Origin of the sequence: uncultured Thermomonas sp. (genome assembly GCF_937872235.1) — a bacterium.
Lineage (GTDB): Bacteria > Pseudomonadota > Gammaproteobacteria > Xanthomonadales > Xanthomonadaceae > Thermomonas > Thermomonas beijingensis.
In genome coordinates this window covers 1-3,542 of sequence record NZ_CALMPC010000053.1, presented here as the reverse complement: position 1 = coordinate 3,542, position 3,542 = coordinate 1, and the positions used below count along the sequence as shown (strand labels likewise).

Sequence of the window (3,542 nt, the reverse complement as noted above, 5' to 3'; positions counted from 1 at the left end):
ACCAGAACCACGGTATCGCAATTGCATTGCGTGCGATGGAAGCCCCGCTGCGCGAAATCGTCACCAATGCCGGTGAAGAGCCCAGCGTGGTGCTGAACCGCGTTGCCGAAGGCAAGGGTGCGTTCGGCTACAACGCCGCCAACGGCGAGTTCGGCGACATGATCGAGTTCGGCATCCTGGACCCGACCAAGGTCACCCGCACCGCGCTGCAGAACGCGGCGTCGATCGCCGGCCTGATGATCACCACCGAAGCGATGGTGGCGGATGCACCGAAGAAAGACGAACCGGCCATGCCTGCCGGTGGTGGTATGGGCGGCATGGGCGGCATGGATTTCTGAGCCCTGCCAGTTGCCATCTTCAAGCTTGACCACGAAACCCGGCCCTGCGCCGGGTTTCGTGTTTTTTGGCGTCAAAAATGTGAAGACTGCTGCGGGGCAACTAAATCGGAACTTCGGTGCAACTCAGGCATTGTTGTCCACATGCGGCAGTGCCTCGCCACATTTGCGGCAAAACCAGGCGTCGTCGTCGTGCTCGCCCAAGCTGCACTGCGGGCAGCGCAGCTGCACGCGGCCGCGCGAACGCATCGTGCGCGCCAGTTCGGCGGTGTAGATGCCGGTGGGCACCACGATGATGCTGTAGCCGATGATGATCAGCATGGAGGTCAGGAAGCGCCCCAGCCCGGTGGCAGGCGACAGGTCGCCATAGCCCACCGTCGCCATCGTCACCACCGCCCAGTACATGCCGGTGGGGATGCTGACGAAGCCGTGCTGCGGGCCTTCGACCACGTACATCAGTGCGCCGAAGATCACCGCGATGGTAAGCAGGGTCAGCACGAAGATCAGGATCTTGCGCCGACTGCGGATCAGAGCGTGGGTCAGCAGGCCTGCCTCGTCGGAATACTTCACCAGCTTGAGGATCCGGAAGATCCGCAGCAGGCGGAGGATGCGCACCACCGTCAGCGATGCGCTGGCCGGGAACAGCAGTGACAGGAAGGTCGGCAGGATCGCCAGCAGGTCGACGATGCCGAGGAAGCTGCGCGCATAGCGCAACGGTTCGCGCACCACCCAGATCCGCAGCGAGTACTCCAGCGCAAACAACAGGGTAAACACCCATTCCGCCAGGTACAGCTGGAAGTGCCAGCGCGCCTTCACCTCCGGGTCGCTGTCCAGCAGCACCACCAGTACGCTGGCGACGATGATGGCGATCAGTGCAAGGTCGAAATTGCGCTCGCTGCGGCTTTCGTGGTGGAACATCAGGCGATACAACCGGTAGCGCAAGCCTTCCCGGTTGGCGGGTTGCAGGACGGGGGCGAAGAATTCGCCGCCGCCATCGTTGCCCCGCGTCGGCTTCACATCACCCATGTCAGAGCACTTGGAATGCCGCGCGCGCCGCAGCGATGGTGTCAATAATCACCTCGTCAGTGTGCGCAATGGACATAAATCCAGCCTCGAACGCGGAAGGGGCAAGATACACGCCACGCTCACGCATGGCATGGAAGAAGCGGTTGAATGCGGCGTTGTCGCAGGCCATCGCCTGTGCGTAGGTATCCACCCGCTCACTGCTGAAGAACATGCCGAACATGCCGCCTACGCGTTGGGTGGTGAAGGCGACGCCCGCATCGTGTGCGGCGGCTTCCAAGCCATCACACAGCGCATGCGTTTTTGCTTCCAATGCGTCGTAGAAACCCGGCGCTTGGATGAGCGCCAGCATCGCAAGCCCAGCCGCCATTGCCACCGGATTGCCACTCAGTGTGCCGGCCTGGTAGATCGGGCCGCGCGGTGCGATTTGTTGCATCAAATCGCGGCGCCCGCCGTATGCACCTACCGGCATGCCGCCACCGATGATCTTGCCGAAGGTGGACAGATCCGGCACCACCCCATAGCGCGCCTGCGCGCCGCCGAGTGCAACGCGGAAGCCGGTCATCACTTCGTCGAAGATCAGCAGCGCGCCATGCTGCGTGCACAGTGCGCGCAGGTGTTGCAAGTAGCCATCGCGCGGCGGCAGGCAATTGGCATTACCCACCACCGGTTCGATGATGAGTGCGGCGATGTCGCTGCCGCAGTCGTCAAACAGGTGGGTTGCAGCATCAAAATCGTTGTAGGGCAGCGTCAAGGTCAAGTCGGCCAAGGCCTTGGGGACGCCCGGTGAAGTGGGCACGCCGAAGGTCAATGCACCGCTGCCGGCCTTGACCAAAAACGAATCGCCATGACCGTGATAGCAGCCTTCGAATTTGACGATTTTCATGCGCCCGGTTGCACCACGCGCCAGCCGAATTGCCGACAGTGTGGCCTCGGTACCGGAGTTGACCATGCGCACCATTTCGCAACTGGGAATCAGCTGGGTGATGGTTTCGGCCATCGTCACTTCCAGCGGATTGGGTGTACCAAAGCTCAGGCCATTGCGTGCCGTGTCAATCACCGATTGCAGCACCTTCGGATGATTGTGGCCCACGATCATCGGCCCCCACGAGCCCACGTAATCGATATAGCGATTGCCGTCGACATCGAACAAATACGGCCCCTCCGCGCGCTGCACAAAAAACGGTTCGCCACCTACCGATTTGAACGCGCGCACTGGCGAATTGACGCCCCCCGGTAGCAAGGTTTGGGCGCGAGTGAACAGGGCGTGCGAGTGGTCTAAGTTCATGTGAGTCTGCGGTGACGAAGCGGCTAGAAAAGTGTGCGAAGGCTGCGCGAGGGTGGGACAATCCTCGCAACTATCTTTGGATTATCGCGCCAATGTCTGCTCCCGTCTCCGATGCCCCCTTTCGCAGTTACATGTGCGTGGTTTGCGGTCATGTTTATGACGAGGCGCAAGGGGCACCCGAGGACGGCATTGCCCCCGGGACACGCTGGGAGGATATCCCCGACACGTGGACGTGCCCGGACTGTGGCGTGGGCAAGGACGACTACGAATTGATCGTGGACTGAGCGGTCACTTGGCTTGCGGGATGCCGGGGCCAAATTTCAGCAGGGCACCATCTTGCAGCTTGAGCTTCTCGGCCTGCCCGGCGTTGAGTTCCAGTACATAGCGCGCGGGTGCATTGCTGGGGTAGGGGGGGCAGGCGTCACCCAACGAACAGGGCGGCACGTCGCGCTGTTGTGATACCAGCTTGTGGTCGTTATCGAAGTACAAAATATCCAGCGCAATCTTGGTGTTCTTCATCCAGTACGCTTGGGGTTCTTGCGTGTCGTGGATAAACAGCATGCCGCGGTCGGCGTCCATCGCATCGCGAAACATCAGGCCGCGCGCGCGCGCGGCATCGTCCTGGGCAAGCTCAACGACATAGCGATGTCCGCCGAGTTCTACCCAAGGCTGGCGTGCGCCCGCGCAGGCAGACAGTGAGCAGGCAGCAACAAGAAAAAGCAGGTAGCGTCGCATCCAAGTGTCCCGAGGCGTTAAGAACAAGCGCGCACCATGCGCGTGATGCCGGCATTTCGTCAACACGTCAAGACTGTTCAAGCATGAAAATCGCAGGCAAGATGCGCCCCCTTGCAGCTGTCCACGAAAGTGCACACGGCAACGTGTGAAGATCTTCGCGG

The 3,542-nt window shown here is 61.3% G+C and carries 5 protein-coding genes; 2 read left to right on the top strand and 3 right to left on the bottom strand.

Annotated elements, in window-relative coordinates:
- Positions 1-338, top strand: a 338-nt coding sequence (locus QWB57_RS04270; RefSeq protein ID WP_288968484.1) for a TCP-1/cpn60 chaperonin family protein, incomplete at its 5' end; no start/stop codon positions are given.
- 123 nt (positions 339-461) lie between these two features.
- Here QWB57_RS04270 and QWB57_RS04265 read toward each other — a convergent pair.
- Positions 462-1,352 (bottom strand): ion transporter, encoded by an 891-nt coding sequence (locus tag QWB57_RS04265; RefSeq protein WP_288968482.1) that lies wholly within the window; start codon positions 1,350-1,352, stop codon positions 462-464.
- Between the two features lie 10 nt (positions 1,353-1,362).
- Positions 1,363-2,646, bottom strand: coding sequence for a glutamate-1-semialdehyde 2,1-aminomutase (gene hemL, locus QWB57_RS04260; RefSeq protein ID WP_223625501.1), 1,284 nt, complete (start codon positions 2,644-2,646; stop codon positions 1,363-1,365).
- A 92-nt stretch (positions 2,647-2,738) separates the two neighbouring features.
- Between hemL and QWB57_RS04255 the strand changes: the two genes are divergently transcribed.
- Positions 2,739-2,930 carry a rubredoxin gene (locus QWB57_RS04255; RefSeq protein ID WP_223625504.1) on the top strand — a complete coding sequence of 64 codons (192 nt, stop codon included), beginning with the start codon at positions 2,739-2,741 and terminating at the stop codon, positions 2,928-2,930.
- A gap of 4 nt (positions 2,931-2,934) precedes the next feature.
- Here QWB57_RS04255 and QWB57_RS04250 read toward each other — a convergent pair whose 3' ends face one another.
- Complete coding sequence (locus QWB57_RS04250) at positions 2,935-3,381, bottom strand: DUF192 domain-containing protein (protein WP_223625507.1); 447 nt, start codon at positions 3,379-3,381, stop codon at positions 2,935-2,937.
- Between the last annotated feature and the right edge of the window lie 161 nt (positions 3,382-3,542).

What these genes read in the sequence shown, in the direction of transcription:
- hemL (WP_223625501.1), bottom strand. Translation starts at nt 2,646, where the DNA reads ATGAACTTAGACCACTCGCACGCCCTGTTCACTCGCGCCCAAACCTTG.
- QWB57_RS04255 (WP_223625504.1), top strand. Translation starts at nt 2,739, where the DNA reads ATGTCTGCTCCCGTCTCCGATGCCCCCTTTCGCAGTTACATGTGCGTG.
- QWB57_RS04250 (WP_223625507.1), bottom strand. Translation starts at nt 3,381, where the DNA reads ATGCGACGCTACCTGCTTTTTCTTGTTGCTGCCTGCTCACTGTCTGCC.